Source organism: Moorena sp. SIO3I6, assembly GCF_010672095.1.
Map to the genome: position 1 here is coordinate 142,111 of NZ_JAAHHU010000011.1, position 14,182 is coordinate 156,292.

The following is a 14,182-nucleotide window of genomic DNA, read 5'->3' on the forward strand; positions in this document are numbered from 1 at the left end:
CTATTTTAGAACTGCTATATATGCTTGAGAATACCTTTAAATTTATTGGCTCGATTAAACTAGCTGTCCCTTTACTTAGTATGATTGTCGCTATCTTAATGGGGGCGACGTTTTACGAATCTCAGGTCGGGTCAACTACCGTGCAACAAGAGATTTACAAAAGTCCGTGGTTTGGAGCCTTAATGTTCCTACTAGCCCTCAACTTAGCGGTCTCAGGTCTGTATCGCTATCCCTGGCGAGGTGCGCGTAAAATCGGCTTTGCTCTGACCCATCTTGGTATCATCGTAATTATCGCTGGTTCAGCGGCTGTAATCCACTTAGGTGTAGAGGGTATGTTACCTTTGCGCACCGATATGGCTTCGAGCAATCAGATTCGGGTTGAAGGGGAATTGTTAGAAGTGATGACACCATCATCAGAGTTGCAGCAGGCTGATGTATTGATCAAGCCAGATGGTTCAGTCATCCCCAAGCAAATTGGTAAACTGTCTTTGCTAGGCTACAGCGACAACACCATCAAAACAGTAAGTTTTACCGAAGGGGATAATTCAGCAGTAGATAATCCAGCAGTGCGATTACGCTTGAAAAGCGATCGCATGGGGCAAACCCTAGAGCGCTATTTAGCTGTAGCCCCAGTAGCCTATAGCAAAGTCGGGATTGGGCCAGCTGAATTAGAAATTATTCAGGTAGATACGGTAGCGACAGGAAAAGGCAAATCTCTGCTATCCCCCCCTGAAGAACAAAACTTGAGTCCTTGGGGAAGCATCGAGGTAACGTCAAAAGAAAGGGAAAAGATAGATACAGAGATTATCGATATAAAAGAAGCTCTGTCATCCCAAGCCCCAGACTCCTCAGTCAAAGTCGTCGATTTCTGGCCAGATTTCCGACTAGACAGCAACAACCAACCGACCACGGCCTCCCAACAACTGAGAAATCCGGCAGTACAGTTGGAGGTATCCAAACCAGAAGGGGTTGAACGCTGGTTTGTGTTTGGAAAGGACAACTTTCCCCCAATTCGTTCAGTGGTATCAGGAGAACCCCTAGAAGGAATTGAGATTAGCTATAACATTCAACCCCAGGAATCAGAGGATTATTTCCGGGTGATCGTGACTCAATCAGGTCAGCTATTCTATGCTGCCCATTCCTCGAAAGGCTTTAAATCTGGTACCTTAGACATTGGAAAAGCTGTCAGTCCCGGTTGGGCAGACTTCCAAATTACCCTAGACGAGTATATTCCCCATGGCAAAATCAATCGTGAGGTCATACCTGTATTTGACCCAACCGTTAAGGGAGTACCAGCCTTATTAGTCAGCACCGAAACCGGAACCCAAACCTGGTTACCCTGGGGCGAACCGACTACGATTAACGAACCAACAGGAGAAATCTTTGCTGCCTTTAGTCCCAAACTCTTGCAACTGCCGTTTGCGATCGCATTAGAAGACTTCATCGTTGAACGCAATGAAGGCAGTGATTCCGTTGCTATGTGGACTAGCAAAATCCGGCTCGAAGACCGGGATCACCATGTCATCTCCCAGCGCAACGTTTGGATGAACCATCCCACCTGGTATCAAGGCTGGAAAATAGCCCAAGCTTCCTGGAATCCCGGTGACTTAAAACAATCAACCCTACAAATCAAGCGAGAACCAGCCTGGGTAACTGCTTTAACCTGGACAGGCTCCGGTCTAGTAATCGGTGGCATCACCATCATGTTTTATGGTCGAGGGGTAGCTAAAAAACTGCGCCGTCAGCCAGAGGAGTCCGGAGTTCCCTTGTACTATCATTCTCCCTAGCATACTTTGTTCTAGTTCAGATTAGCGTTTACTTCTGTTTAGCGTTTACTCCTGTCCTCTGATGAAACCACTCCAACTCCTGATCGGACTCTGTCTCGGAATCGTAATCCTGATCATACCTCCAACCCAACTCCAACCATCACCCCTAGACCCCTTACAAACCCTAGCCGTCCAACTTGATGGGCGCAAAAAACCCTTAGACACCGTAGCCCGAGAAACCGTAGCCAAAATCCACGGTTCCACTAACTACCGCCTAGAAAACAATCAAACCCTCAACTATCTCCAAACCTACCTATCCCTATGGTTTAATAACCGAGACTGGAACCAAGAACCCTTCATTCTACTGACCTACCGCCCCCTCAAAGAAAAAATTGGTCTTGACCTAGAACGAAAATACTTCTCCTTCGCAGAATTAGTCAGTTCCAACCTAGGTGCCATCGTTCTGGAAGCCAATCAAAAAGAAGCGGACAACATTGAGCTGACTAGAGACGAACGAGAAGCCCTCACCATAGAAGACAGACTGGCATTAATGTTACGCACGGTAGGTACTGATACCCTACCCCTAGTTCCCCATCCCAGCGAGAGTAAAGGCACTTGGGTAAGCATACCTCAATCGCAACAGTATTACACCAACGAACAAATTACCCCCCTACAGCAAAGTTACCAAACACTCAAACAAGCCTATCGTTTAGATCCCCTACTGACTACTGTGGAGGTTGGGCAAGTCGCGGAAACACTACATCAGCAGTTAGCCGCTCTTAGCCCTGAAATTTACCCCAAGGATTCCTTGCTGCAACGGGAAGTTAACTTCTCTAGTTTTCGCCCCTTTAGTAAAGCCTGGAAAATTTATGCGATCGCATTACTAGTCCTGTTATTAGGATTATCCTTCAAACAATTCGACCTCTACTCAGGTGCAGTAGGAATTTTCCTGACAGGTCTTTTCATCCAAGGCTACGGCTTTATCACCCGCATGGAAATTGCCGGACGTCCCCCAGTCACCAATATGTATGAATCCGTAGTGTGGGTTGGATTTGGGATAGCCGCCATCGCCCTAGTATTTGAGCTAATCTACCGGGCAAAATACTATCTGTTAGCCGCTGCTCCTTTATCAATCCTTTGTCTTCTTCTAGCAGACAGTCTTCCAGCCGTGCTAGATCCAAGTATTGCCCCCCTTGTACCAGTACTACGAGACAACTTCTGGCTAAGTATCCACGTTCCCACCATTACCCTCAGCTATGCTAGTTTTGCCTTAGCGATGGGATTAGGACATATTATTCTAGGACATTATCTAGTTGCTCCCCAATCCTTTCAACGAATTTCCTATCTATCAAAATTCAACTATCGAGTCCTACAAATTGGTGTTTTACTGCTCACTACTGGCATTATTCTCGGTGGCATCTGGGCTCACTTCTCCTGGGGTCGCTTCTGGGGTTGGGACCCCAAAGAAACCTGGGCGTTGATTGCCCTAATGTGTTACATAGTCCCCTTACATGGTCGTCTGGTAGGATGGTTAGCAGACTTTGGGATGGCAGTCATTAGTGTAGTTTGTTTTAATGCTGTGTTGATGGCTTGGTATGGCGTTAACTTTGTTCTCGGTACTGGTTTACACAGTTATGGGTTTAGCACTGGTGGCTCAGAATTAATTGTCGGGATCCTCGTTGGTTTAGACTTATTATTTGTAGCAGCTGCCGCTACCAGACATAACCGTTGGTTTATCTCTAAATCTAGTCAAAATCTAGTGAAACAATGGAGTCAAAATCAACCAGTTATGGCTAAAGATAATTAAAATTAATTAAAACCAACTAAAAATGCATAATACCAACTAATGAGGAAGAAATTATCAACCTAATTTAGCTGGTCATGTTTTCGATTAAAAATTCCTAGATTGAGAGATAATATAATTAATTGTTAATTATGGTTTATTATTAAAATAAATCGTTTTCCAGGTAGAGGTATACTATGGATCGTCGTAAATTTATGGGCTGGTTTGGTGTTGGTGCATTAGCTACTTATCTACCAGTAGCATTAGCTGCCTGTAGTAAACCAATGAAGATTGCTCTACCGATGACTGAAACGGTTAGGGAGTGGTATTTAGAAGTGCGAAAGGTAGAAACTGGCAAAGTAATTACTGTTATCGAAATTCTTTCTCCCAAAAACAAACGGTCTGCAGAAGGGCGCAGCACTTATGAAACCAAACGGCAAAAAATATTAGATAGCTTAACCCATTTGGTGGAAATTGATTTACTGCGTCAAGGAAAACCGATGGCTATGAATACTCAAGCCTTCCAGAGCCACTATCGCATCGTAGTCAGCCGTTCTCAAGAACGTCCCCAAGCGGATTTATATGCCTTCAATCTCCCCCAAGCAATCCCTTCGTTTCCTTTACCTCTCCAACCAGGCGATCGAGAACCTACCGTTAATTTACAACAATTATTACATAATCTATACGACCAAGGGAGTTATGATTTAGCGATTGATTATAGTCAAGATCCGCCACCACCTTTATCGACCGCAGATGTAGCTTGGGTAAAGCAAGTCTTGATTGAATAGTAGCCTGCAGCTGGTTCTAGATTTGAGTAATATCCAGTCCGGTTAATCCCTTACGAAATAATCCCTAATCTTAAACTACCAATTACTAATTATATAGTACCCATTAGTAGGCAAAGTATAGAATAATTAGTCAACCGGACATGATATAATGTTATCATGCCACCTTAGAGGATATCTGAAAAGTTTTTTTATACTGGATTTTGCCCCCCTAGCCCCCCAACTTTGGGGGGAAAAAGAGTCAATTTTATTCTAAAAGTCCCCCAAAATTGGGGGATTTAGGGGGCTTGGATGTAGCAAATGAGACTTCTCAGACAACCTCTTAGTTATATATTATTGGTAATAGATACTAATAACTATGCAGTTTCGGACTCATAACAACTATGAAATTACTGAGCTAATAGCTCAACAACCTTCGTCGTCACCTGCACCGCAAATAAATAAAAGCACTAGAACAAACGTGCAGTCAGACGATCCTATTACCATTATCATTGCTTTATTTAGTTTACTTGTATCTATAGCTGTAGCTTATACATCAAATTTCAGGAAAGCTAACCTTAAGCTGTCTTTGGGAAGAAACATTATATTTTTTCCTACATACATTACTGTCCCAACTGGTAATAAAAATATTGTCGGATTAGGCTTCAATCTTCCCATAACTTTCTACAATTGGAGTCCTCAAGGAGGAACCATTCAACGGATTCGTTTAGTTGTTGGCAGAAAAGATAATGACAATTTTTACGACATGGCATGGACTACTTTCGTTAAAATCGAGAGTGCCGGAAATTTTCAAGATGAAAATCTAGCTCAACCGATTCCAGTACAAGCACGTTCTTCAGTAAATAAAATAGTTCGGTTCGATTGGAGTCCTGAATTAGGAGGAAAAGAATTTGATTTACAAGTTGGCAACTACGAGTTGAGGATTTATGGATGGACACAGAATACACAAAAACCTGACTTGAAGTACATGGCTTCTTTTAACCTTAAGGATCAACATTATCAACAATATAAAGACAACATAGCTGCTAACCTGACTGAATCGATCTGGGTGTCCCTAGACGAAAACGAAAAACCCAATCAGTTTGTGTCTAAACACACGATTGGTGTGCTTTACTCTAAAAAGTAAGTGTTTCATTAATCAAGGAGAACATTTTATTATGCCTGGAGATAGCAAGATATTCGGTTTCAATAATCTTAGTAAGAGTGTTTATAACGCTGGAAATATAGGAGGCATAGCTGAAAATTCTGTAACTGCTGATCTATCAATAGCCAACGAGCATAAGCAAACCCTAGTTGAAGCAGCAGAAGAAATCCAACAACTTCTAGACCAAGTCTCCCAGACTAATCCCACTACAACAAACAAAGAGAAGATTATAGTTGTAGGTGAAGTTGTTGACAAAATTGAGAATAACCCAACACTAAAAGTTAAGGTAATCAATTCCCTGAAATCTGGACGAGTAGATGCATTCAAGGAATCGATTGACCATCCGCTAGTGAATATTCTGATGGCGACTATTGAAGGGTTGGGGGAGGTAGAGTAACAGCTTAGGATTGTTGCAACACTCTACCATAGTAGACCTTAGCGGGGAATTAGGATAGGGTAGCGATCGCCTCAATAATTCCCCATTATCTCAATGAGTATTAGACAAAGTAGACTGGTCTGGTGGACAGTGATAGTATAATTAAAATTGCTTCGTATCCTGTCAGTAAGCTTCAGAATCCTTATAGTTTTTGCAAGCAAGAGGTTTACTTCAAGGTATGTCCTGATCAACCCTCAAACTTTTAGTGTTGAATCTTAATAATTATATCCTTCAGGTATATCTTCCTCTTCCTTGATTAACTTCATGCCAGCAGCTTTAGGGTCAAAGCCTTCAGGGAATATGGTGCGACAAGGATAGGTAATGTAAAGTCTTTCACATGCAGCTTCCGATGTTGTTTTGTCTGAATAAAGTGCGTCTTGTAAATTAGCTCTAGATAAATCAGTTTCCTTTAAATTAGCTCCCGATAAATCAGCTTCCTGTAAATTAGTTCTAGATAAACGAGCTTGCTGTAAATTAGCTCCTGATAAATCAGCTTTAAATAAATCAGCTTTAAATAAAATCGCTTTCTGTAAGTTAGCTTCCTCTAAATAAGATTGCTGTAAATTAGTTACTAATAAACTAGCGTTATGTAAATTAGCTGCATCTAAAATAGCTTGTTGGAAATTAGCTCTATATAAACGAGCTTTCTGTAACTGAGCTTCAGATAAACGAGCTCCCTGTAAATTAGCTCTATATAGACGAGCGTCTTTTAAATTAGCTTTATCTAAAATAGCATTCTTTAAATTAGCTCTCGATAATAAAGCTTCCTGTAAATTAGCTGCAAATAAATTAGCTTCTTGTAAATTAGCGTTAACTAGCTCCGCACCAGAAAGTTGGACTCCTTTCAAATAAGCCTTTGGAGCCTCTAAACCCTCTAAGCTCTGTCTCCGCCAGGTCAACCAAAACCAGGGAATACGCCTTGGTTCTGAGTTTAGGAATTCCAGAGCTTCTTTTCTGCCGCCACTGCCAGCTTGGTCATAGGCTGCTGTAACTACTTGCCATGCCTGATAAACTTCAGCATTTCGTCTATCCTGCTCACCACCAATAAAGACAATCACACCAACAAGTAGAGATAGATTACCAATTAGTCCTAAAATTTCTAGCAATGCTAATCTATTCAGATAATCCAGAACAGGCTCTAAAAACTTTTTTTCTATGCTGATGAAAGTTTGATGGCACTTGAACAAGGCTAACGTCAAAGGATTTTTAACAATTTGCTCAGCTTTATCCCAGTCTTGCTCCGCATCCCCTTCCCCTTTTACGAGTAGGCGATTTTGGTAAAGTTTATAGGCTATTTCTTCAACCTTTTGGTAATGATTTTTAGTTGACGAAGGGGTTAGAGAGACTTTGATTTGATTAAGAATTTGATTCAGCTTCATGATTGCCAACTCGGGGAAAACCCTATATATTTGGCTTATTCGTGGGCTTCTAAATCAACCCAATTGTCTGCTCCACAAATTACTAGACAAAGCGTAATGCTAATAATAGCAAGCACTAACAGTATTTTGGTTCGGTTTATTTTATCCCGTTTCCTAGTAAGCGTGAAGCACACTTCAATTTTATTCCCTGCTCCCTACTCCCTGCTCCCTAAAACCCACTCCTACTGAGTACCTCATCCAATTCAGAACTGCTATCATGACACAACCTTACCTTAAAGCTATCTATATCTACCCGATTAAATCCCTAGATCGGATTGAACTCGAAACCGCCACTCTCCTCAAAAGTGGTGCCCTAAACCATGACCGGGAATTTGCCCTATTCGATCAGCAAGGTAAATTTGTCAATGGTAAGCGCAATGCCAAAGTCCACTTGCTGCGGTCGGTCTTCGATATCCAATCCCAATTGCTATCGCTACAGATTCAGGGCACAAACCAAAACATTACCTTTCATATTGATCACGGGCGAACTGCTCTGGAAGCTTGGTTAAAGGATTACTTCGATTTTCCAGTTAAAGTAGTGCAGAACACCAGCACTGGTTTCCCAGACGATACCAATGCTCTTGGTCCTACTATTATTAGTAGCGCTACCATTGAAACCGTTGCTTCTTGGTTTCCTCAGATAAGTCCTGAAGACATACGACGTCGGGTTCGAGCCAATCTAGAAATTGGAGGAGTTCCCGCTTTCTGGGAAGACCAATTGTTTACCGAATCAGGACAATCTATTCAGTTTAAAGTAGGGGAAGCTTTGATAGAAGGAATTAATCCCTGTCAACGTTGTATTGTTTTAGCACGAGACCCTCAGACCGGAGAAGCTACTGGTAATTTCCAAAAGACTTTCATGGCGAGACGCAAGGAAACCCTACCATCCTGGACAACCAGCGCTCGTTTCAATCATTTCTACAAATTAAGCGTGAATACAAACGTGCCTGTTTCAGAAGCCGGTAAAGTGTTGCACCAAGGGGATCCCATCGAAATCCTGAAGGTTAGTCAAGGTTGACTAGGCTTTTTGCAGAAGTCAGTAGAATTGACGCAAACGGTGTCTTGATGCAGCGCTATAATCCCAAATTGGGTTCAAATCCCAAAAAGCGATCGCTTATAAACAAAGTGGTTAACCTAAAGTGATATCAACTGTCAACCCTAAACCGTGAACTTTCAACACCAATCAATATGGGAAATTTTATTAAATAAAACTTTTTGACTTTTTTGCGGATTCGTCGCTCTGGAATTGAAGTAGAGATTTAGGTACATCTGAACAAACAGAAGCCAGACAAAACCTCTACCTACCAAATGTTTAAACCTCAGAGCAATGAATCATCAGTGGAACAATGTATTTGTGAAAGTCAGCACCTGGCTAGTGGCTGAGATCATCCTAAATTTGATTGGTCTAGATGACCTCGCCGATTACAGCGAATTCGTCTTCGATAAAGAGGTTTTAATCTCAACATCTCACCATCAAGTCTCACGGGTTTTCCCCCCTCGTCACTCCCAAGGCTTGTTTTAAGAGTTTCCCCTCAACCGTCAAGCGTCAACAAATTCTAACCTTATAGCACTACCCATTAAAGTTAGGACATTAAAGTTAGGACATTGATACAAGCTTAAACGCTAATGCACGTAAACTTTTGCCTCTTGTCTCTTGCCTCTTGCCCTTGCGCGTAGGGCTATATTACTGAAGACTGATCGCCAAGCAACCCTACGGCAACCCCTCAGGCTAAAAGACTTCAGCCTGTGAAGTACCCCAACCTGCTTTGGCCGTAGGCCACGCTACGCGAACGCTGAGGTTGGGGCTTCCAATTCTCAGGTCAACTCAGGGACGGTTTTATTCGTCTTTTGGGCTTCCCGCGCGCGTCCCCGACGCCTCAACCAGAGGCGCGCGCCTGCTGGAATTGGTCTTACTCAGCGTCCACAGGCAGACATCCGCCTTCTATCGACGTATAACTTTTACGACAGACTCACCTTGGAATTACAGCACTATGGCCAACCAGCCGGGGTTTGTCTCTTCCCGGAGACGAAACCTTAGTAGAGTGGAGCCTTTATGGTTGGTCGGCTATGCATAAAAGGGTTAAAACTGTTTGATTAAGGCTCCACTCTACTTACGGTAACTTCAAACCCTGAGCTCTGAAGCGTACTTTTACACCTTGAAGGTAGCCTTTTAGTCAGTCAGGCGGGTCATCGACCAACATTATTTTAGCACGAATCGTCATAAGTTGTCGTCTCGCTATCCATCCCCACCGTGAAAGACGGTGGGGATGGATAGCGAGTTTTGTTAATCAATATTTAATCATTATGGAGCTAAGCGGATTCGAACCGCTGACCCCCTCAATGCCATTGAGGTGCTCTACCAACTGAGCTATAACCCCGCAATTTTATAGTCCATCAACTAGTATACCTTGATAGCTCAGCTAAGTCAAGTGGTTTGAGAATGAAATTATCTCGATCAGTAGAATACGCTGGGAGACTGAGCCATTTGGGTAATATACCCCATACAGCTGTTCATCAGAAAATAAACTACTAACATAGCTGCTGCTGACATGGCTACTAAGGTACCAGCCAGCATCAGAGAGAACTCTTGGGTATCAAAGGCTTCCTGCATCAGGTGCAGTGACCAAGCCACCAAGGCGACATCAAATATTAGAATTATCACCAGCATTTTTTACAAAAATTAATATTGCATCCATATTTAGTTTAGCAGCTATAAAAATCGCTGCAAACCATTAAACTACTTAATACTACACAACAAAACTTAAATATTTCGGAAGAATAATCGATTAATCTACTATGGCAATCGCACCGGAACTTGGTGCTGGTTCAAATAGGTTTTAATTTCAGATACACTCAGTTGCCCGTAATGCAACAGGGAAGCTAGTAACGCTGCTTCGGCTTTGCCCTCAGTCAGAGCCTGATAAATATGATCGCAGTTGCCAGCACCACCGGAGGCAATCACAGGAATTTCCACCTGTTCAGCCATAGTGCGGGTTAGCTCTAAGTCATACCCAGCCTGGGTTCCATCCGCATCCATACTAGTAACCAGAAGTTCCCCAGCTCCCCGTTGTGCCACCTCTTTTGCCCATGCGATCGCATCAATACCAGTGTTCTCACGCCCTCCTCGCACGTAAACATTCCAACCAGGATTATCAGGATCTTCCCGACGACGAGCATCAATAGCAACTACAATGCACTGATTACCAAAGCGATCGCTGGCTTGATTAATAAAGTCTCGATTGCGTACAGCAGCCGAATTAATACTCACTTTATCGGCTCCTGCTCTTAATAATAATTTAATATTTTCTAGGGATTGGATCCCACCCCCCACCGTCAAGGGAATAAACACTTGTTCAGCTGTACGGTAGACTACATCAATAATAATGTCTCGGTCTTCATGGGTAGCAGTTATATCCAAAAACACCAGCTCATCTGCACCAGCATCATTGTAAACTTGTGCTAATTCCACTGGATCACCAGCGTACTGCTACTACTAGCTAAAGATGGCACCAACTCCTCTTGTTCCTGCCAACCTTTTGGCCAAAGTATACGATCAGCACTAAAGTGAAGTGGATCATTGTCTGGCCAAGGAGCATCAATTGGTTCCTCAATCAGAACAAATTCGCCATTGTCAAAAGGGTTACCTTCGGCGCGATGCTTGATTTCAACTCGCTCCCGAATACCCTGTTTTTCCTGAGTAAGAGCGCGGTGGTGACAGTAAGGATTATTCCCTCTGCGGTCAAAGAAAACATGAGCAGTCCAACTGCAGCCACCACGACACAGTTGAGCAAATTCACAACTCTTGCAGAAACCCCACAGATGGTCTGTACCTTTAGGAGTATCAGCCCCTAGATTAAACCGCAACTCCTCGGTCTCTTCAATAATTTCACGTAGGGAGTGGTCTCGGATATTACCTCCAGTGTAGGCGGAAGTCGGCAATGAGGGACAACCTTTGATAGCACCATCGGCTTCGATGCCTAAGCTAGATAGTCCAGCATTGCACCCCTGCCAAAATGCCCAAGGATTATCCTCTCCCCGTCCCCGCAGCAGTCGTTCATAGGGACCATAGTAACCAATATTATTACCAGCTTGAACCTTTACCCCTTCCCGAAAAGCCCGACGGGCCACCCGCGCTATCATCGGGTATACATCTAGCAACTCATAGGGTTGCAGCAGAATCTCACTATTATCCGCCGCATTCCCCATGGGTACAGTCAACTGAATTTGCCAAGCGAAGACTCCTGCATTCCGGATGCGCTCGTAAATCTGGGGAAACTCTGGTGCACTGAGCCGATTAATTTGAGTGTTACAACCGAAGGGGATACCGGCCTCTTTGAGATGGCTCATGGTCTTAAACGCCCATTGCCAAGAACCTTTCCTACCCCGCAACCGGTCGTGTGTGGCTTCTAAACCATCCACGGACACAGAAACTACTCGAATCCCAGCATCTTTCATCCGGCGGGCTGTATCTAAGCTAATCCCAAACCCTCCAGTGGTCATGCCACAGACCATTCCAGCGGAGGTAATCGCTTTGGCAATATCGAGCCAGTCAGGACGCAGAAAGGCTTCACCTCCAATTAAGGTGACTTCTGTAATCCCAACGTCGGCCAGTTGTCTGACCATGTCTAAGGCTTCTGTAGTGGAAAGTTCTTTAGCCCTGGTATGACCAGCCCGAGAACCACAGTGTTGACAGGCTAAATTGCACTTAAGGGTGATTTCCCAGACGGCATAACTAATTCTGCGATATGTCATCACAATTCTCCCATGTTAAGTTATCTCGAAAGAGGGACAGACATCAGGTGATACAGCGGTTTTCAATGGGGTGAGGTACAGATTTGTGGGTTTTAGGGAACAGGGAATAGGGAACAGGGAATAGGGAATAGGGAATAGGGAACAGGGAATAGGGAATAGGGAAAAAATCTTGTGTACCTCATAAGTATAGAAAACCCTATAGTAAGCCAATCACCAATTAGAGACTTGGGTGTCAACAAACTACCAATTAAAGATATCAATTCAAGTAGGGTGGGCAAAGTGATATAATATAGACTATTCAAAATAATCAAACTTTTTTTGCCCACCGGACGAGCTAAAAACTGGTGTTTTTTTGGCTACTCCCTTACCGACTAACTATCTGTAGCATCCATAAACTGAAATGGTATGATCTGTGTCTGTCGGAATCAACCTGAGCTTATTGCTCAAACTTCCTTAGAGAGTATCGTTTAGGACAGCGCCATACAGCAGCTGAAGCGGCGGCCAAATAACCCCATAAAGTGGCTGAATACCTCCCTTTATGCCCATAACTTGACTAGCCCCACCAAAAACAGCTTCTAGTTCTTGTTGATCAAGATCCCTCAGACCATCTTCAGCAGCACTTGACTCCAACAATTGGCCAGTATAGTCTTCAAGCTCCTCTTGGGTGAAGTCATAGCCAGCGCTTTGCACGATTTGGCGACATTCATCTTTACTGTTTACTCCTTGAATTTGGGCACGGAATGCTTGATCAGTGCCTAGCCTTTCGTAGAAGGCTTTAACATTTTCTAAAGACATAGTTTTCTCCTGAAATTACTGAAATACTGTTGGTAGCATCGGTTAAAAAACAGTACCGTAGCTAGGGCAGTATTTTCTGAAATAGATGAAGTTTTCATCGATAATAAAATTTTATTCAATATAAAAATTAATTAAGTAGGCTTTTAAAATTTTGTTGCGACAAAACTTTAAAATTATGTCCCAAACCTTGCTGTATGGGATAAGAAAATTATTTCCTTAGGGGGAGGATAGCAGCATCATTACTATGGCAGCAACACATGACGATAGTGATCAGGACTTACCCACAACTGCATCATCAATAATATATTAAGTAATAATACCCATTATTAAAAGTATAAGGACAGCTCCAGATGGGAAGATGGGCTGAGGGGGTGACAAGCAAGGTAAAACCGTTACTGGGTAATAATTTCAGGCCATCTGTAACAAAAAGATACATGCTGTTTTGGGCTGACGTTGGACGTAGTTATAAAGGTTTGAGCTTGCCATTAAATCATTCGTAGGGTCAATTTGGGAGTTTATCTTTACTGATATAATTGGCATCAAAGTCTTATATAGTAAGCTTTTCAGGGCTCATGTCACCCCCTCAGGAAGATGGGGAAGCTTTTTATTAAGGGGAATTATACGGAGATGAGATGACAATAAAAACAACTAAATTTCGAGATATAACTAAAACAATTATGTCCCTAAAATCTGTGGCAATCAAATTTTCGATTGGCGAGTTAGCCCCAGGGGGAAGCGTTCGCGTAGCGTGGCCAAACGCGCCCCGCGTGGCCAATAGGCCAAGGCCAATCGCATTCGATATCTGTGTGGAAACTTCCACCTCTTCCGCTAAACTAGCTAATATAGCGTTTCTAAATGAAATCTAAACCTAGGAAGTCTTTTTTTCTTGTTCAAGAAAAGTCTGTATATCTTTCCCCTATTGCCTTTTGCCCGCCCCCCTTATTAAGGGAGGGGGGATTCCTCTAGCCTTTTTCAGCAATTCGTGTGTTTACAACCCAGATACAAACGCCCTTATCATTGACCAGTGTCTCCTCCTGCACCTCTGACTCGTCTATCCCAAGGACAGCTGAACGTATTAGAAACCTGTCCCCGTAAGTTCCAACACATTTACTTTGACCAGCTGGGAACACCGGTGTCTCCCGAACAACAAGAGCGTCTTACTTGGGGAAGCCGCTTTCACCTATTAATGCAACAGCGCGAACTTGGGTTACCAGTCACATCCTTAGTAGAAGAGGATACCCAACTCGACTACTGGCTGACTGGTTTAGTCAATGCCGCACCAGAACTTTCCAACCCAGAGCCT

General features: G+C 43.2%; 12 protein-coding genes, 1 tRNA gene and 1 pseudogene. 8 read left to right on the top strand and 6 right to left on the bottom strand.

Annotation, left to right across the window (positions count from 1 at the left end; genetic code table 11):
• Positions 1-20: 20 nt before the first annotated feature.
• The 5 genes from F6K49_RS06725 to F6K49_RS06745 all read left to right on the top strand — a co-directional run bounded on the left by F6K49_RS06725 (position 21) and on the right by F6K49_RS06745 (position 5,875).
• Entirely contained in the window at positions 21-1,787 is a 1,767-nt protein-coding gene (locus F6K49_RS06725; RefSeq protein ID WP_293095253.1) for a cytochrome c biogenesis protein ResB, read from the top strand.
• Between the two features lie 61 nt (positions 1,788-1,848).
• A complete protein-coding gene (ccsA, locus tag F6K49_RS06730) occupies positions 1,849-3,573 on the top strand; it encodes a cytochrome c biogenesis protein CcsA (protein WP_293095278.1) in 1,725 nt (574 codons plus the stop codon).
• 173 nt (positions 3,574-3,746) lie between these two features.
• Entirely contained in the window at positions 3,747-4,337 is a 591-nt protein-coding gene (locus F6K49_RS06735) for a DUF4058 family protein (RefSeq protein WP_293095285.1), read from the top strand.
• A 457-nt stretch (positions 4,338-4,794) separates the two neighbouring features.
• Entirely contained in the window at positions 4,795-5,460 is a 666-nt protein-coding gene (locus F6K49_RS06740) for a hypothetical protein (RefSeq protein WP_293023213.1), read from the top strand.
• A gap of 31 nt (positions 5,461-5,491) precedes the next feature.
• Positions 5,492-5,875, top strand: a complete 384-nt coding sequence (locus F6K49_RS06745) for a hypothetical protein (RefSeq protein WP_293023215.1) — start codon at positions 5,492-5,494, stop codon at positions 5,873-5,875.
• A gap of 254 nt (positions 5,876-6,129) precedes the next feature.
• Here F6K49_RS06745 and F6K49_RS06750 read toward each other — a convergent pair whose 3' ends face one another.
• Complete coding sequence (locus F6K49_RS06750; RefSeq protein WP_293095292.1) at positions 6,130-7,293, bottom strand: pentapeptide repeat-containing protein; 1,164 nt, start codon at positions 7,291-7,293, stop codon at positions 6,130-6,132.
• A 256-nt stretch (positions 7,294-7,549) separates the two neighbouring features.
• Here F6K49_RS06750 and F6K49_RS06755 point away from each other — a divergent pair, with 256 nt between their 5' ends.
• Both F6K49_RS06755 and F6K49_RS06760 read left to right on the top strand, forming a co-directional pair.
• The gene (locus tag F6K49_RS06755; RefSeq protein WP_293095296.1) at positions 7,550-8,350 is read left to right on the top strand and encodes an MOSC N-terminal beta barrel domain-containing protein; all 801 of its coding nucleotides are present in this window, start codon (positions 7,550-7,552) and stop codon (positions 8,348-8,350) included.
• A 309-nt stretch (positions 8,351-8,659) separates the two neighbouring features.
• A complete protein-coding gene (locus tag F6K49_RS06760; RefSeq protein WP_293023221.1) occupies positions 8,660-8,854 on the top strand; it encodes a hypothetical protein in 195 nt (64 codons plus the stop codon).
• Between the two features lie 783 nt (positions 8,855-9,637).
• Here the strand turns inward: F6K49_RS06760 and F6K49_RS06765 are convergent.
• The 5 genes and pseudogenes from F6K49_RS06765 to F6K49_RS06785 form a co-directional block, all read right to left on the bottom strand.
• A tRNA-Ala gene (locus F6K49_RS06765) sits at positions 9,638-9,710 on the bottom strand.
• Between the two features lie 77 nt (positions 9,711-9,787).
• Positions 9,788-10,000 (bottom strand): hypothetical protein, encoded by a 213-nt coding sequence (locus F6K49_RS06770; protein ID WP_008183028.1) that lies wholly within the window; start codon positions 9,998-10,000, stop codon positions 9,788-9,790.
• A 126-nt stretch (positions 10,001-10,126) separates the two neighbouring features.
• Positions 10,127-10,813: pseudogene (hisF, locus tag F6K49_RS06775) on the bottom strand (imidazole glycerol phosphate synthase subunit HisF); the annotation flags it as partial.
• Complete coding sequence (locus F6K49_RS06780) at positions 10,792-12,084, bottom strand: nif11-class peptide radical SAM maturase 3 (RefSeq protein WP_293095303.1); 1,293 nt, start codon at positions 12,082-12,084, stop codon at positions 10,792-10,794. The pseudogene hisF and the gene F6K49_RS06780, both read right to left, overlap by 22 nt.
• A 453-nt stretch (positions 12,085-12,537) precedes the next feature.
• Entirely contained in the window at positions 12,538-12,879 is a 342-nt protein-coding gene (locus tag F6K49_RS06785; protein ID WP_293051653.1) for a Nif11-like leader peptide family natural product precursor, read from the bottom strand.
• A 1,024-nt stretch (positions 12,880-13,903) separates the two neighbouring features.
• Here F6K49_RS06785 and F6K49_RS06790 point away from each other — a divergent pair.
• The coding region (locus tag F6K49_RS06790; protein ID WP_293095307.1) for a PD-(D/E)XK nuclease family protein at positions 13,904-14,182 on the top strand (279 nt) is incomplete at its 3' end.